This window comes from Paenisporosarcina sp. P4_E4_2 (assembly GCF_056401595.1).
In genome coordinates this window covers 1-1,580 of the sequence record NZ_JBFUJC010000496.1, presented here as the reverse complement: position 1 = coordinate 1,580, position 1,580 = coordinate 1, and the positions used below count along the sequence as shown (strand labels likewise).

1 protein-coding gene is annotated in these 1,580 nt (G+C 44.4%); it reads right to left on the bottom strand.

Annotated features, from left to right (window positions below; all coding sequences use genetic code 11):
* The coding region (locus tag AC1DSB_RS19050) for a S8 family serine peptidase (RefSeq protein ID WP_477587394.1) at positions 1-1,580 on the bottom strand (1,580 nt) is incomplete at both ends.

The window sequence follows — 1,580 nt, the reverse complement described above, 5'->3', positions numbered from 1 at the left end:
CCATCGGGTTGAGATTCCCTTCGCCTAGTGTTGTTTCTTTTTCAGGCAATGCGGGTTTTATTTTTGTTGGGTCAATCGCTTCTTCGAATAAATCTTTCCCTTTCTCTATAATCACGTCGGAATTATTATTGTTTGGCTTTTTGACACCATCAAGACCACTTTTTTCGGTATTCAATTTACTCCCTTTGTCACCTTGTTTAATCCCTTCTGATACTTTTTCAGTATGTGATGTATCAACTAAAGAGACATCATCGATATACCAGCCATCCTCTTCAACATTTCCATCTGAAAATCCATTGAACCCGATATAGACGCGCTGACCGCTATACGCTGACAAATCGACTTCCGTCTCAGACCAAGCACTTGATCGACCTTGAATCTTGAGTAGTTGTGTCCATTCCTTCATATCAGTGGATATGAAAATATGTCCGTAATCATAAGCTGCCCCTGCTGATGATTGCTCGAATTCATGCCATTGTTTGAATTGCAAGTAGGCATTTCCTTCAGGCAAATCCATTGGAGGCATAAGGAGTGTTGCGTTCATATTATTCCCATACGGACCTTCAAGATTTGTGGCGTACACTTTTTCACCAGATGCAGCTTTACCAGGGCCGGATGTCGGTACACCCCACTCCCAAGTATCCATTAACCCAAATGAAGTCCAACCGATTGGTGTCTTCTCAAAATCTTCGAAATAGCCAACTGTAATAGCTGGTTTCACTTCGATTGTGTGATTTTCACTTACTACTTCGTTATTCCCGAAGTCATTGATTGTCCATTTGTAAACAATCGAATCACCAGCGATTTCCTCACTTGGAATCGTTGCTACATATTCTCCGGACTTATAATCTCCAGACTTCTGAGAGGCATTCACTGCTTTCCATTCTCCGTTTGCACCTTGGTAGTTCAGTACGACGGATGCTAAGCTAATGTTGTCACTCACTTTGATTTTCAAATCGAGATCCATTCCTACATATGTAGCTATCGGCGCAGTATGAGTGAATGTTGGGGCTTCATTATCCTCCCCTTTTTTCGCCACTTGGCCTTCAAGCTTTCCAAGACCATTAATGATTGCAGAAACAGACATATAAGCGTCGACAAGTCCATATCCATACCCATCGTTCGGAGTCTGTGGATATTCAATATCCGTCAACGGGACTGCCGTATTTAAAAGAATCTGTTCCATTTCATCGACTGTTACGTTCGCGTTCACTTGGCGGAGCATTGCCGCTATCGCCGAAACTGCAGGACTAGCCATCGATGTTCCATTCCAACCGCCTTCATAACCACTCCCCGGGACTGCTGAACGGATGTTCGCTCCTGGTGCAGAGACATCTGGTTTAATTTCCGAATACGGTGATGGACCGCGTAAGGAAAAAGCTCCCACTTTATTGTCAATGTCGGTCGCACCAGTTGCAAATGATTCCGGATAGTTACCCGGAGATGCTACTGATCCTGGTCCCCCTGGGTTATATATCGTTGTATTTCCAGCTGCGAATCCAGGAAATATTTGTGCAGCGCGCCAGTTTTTAACGACGTCGCGATACCACTCATCAAGACCAGCACCCCCACCCCATGAG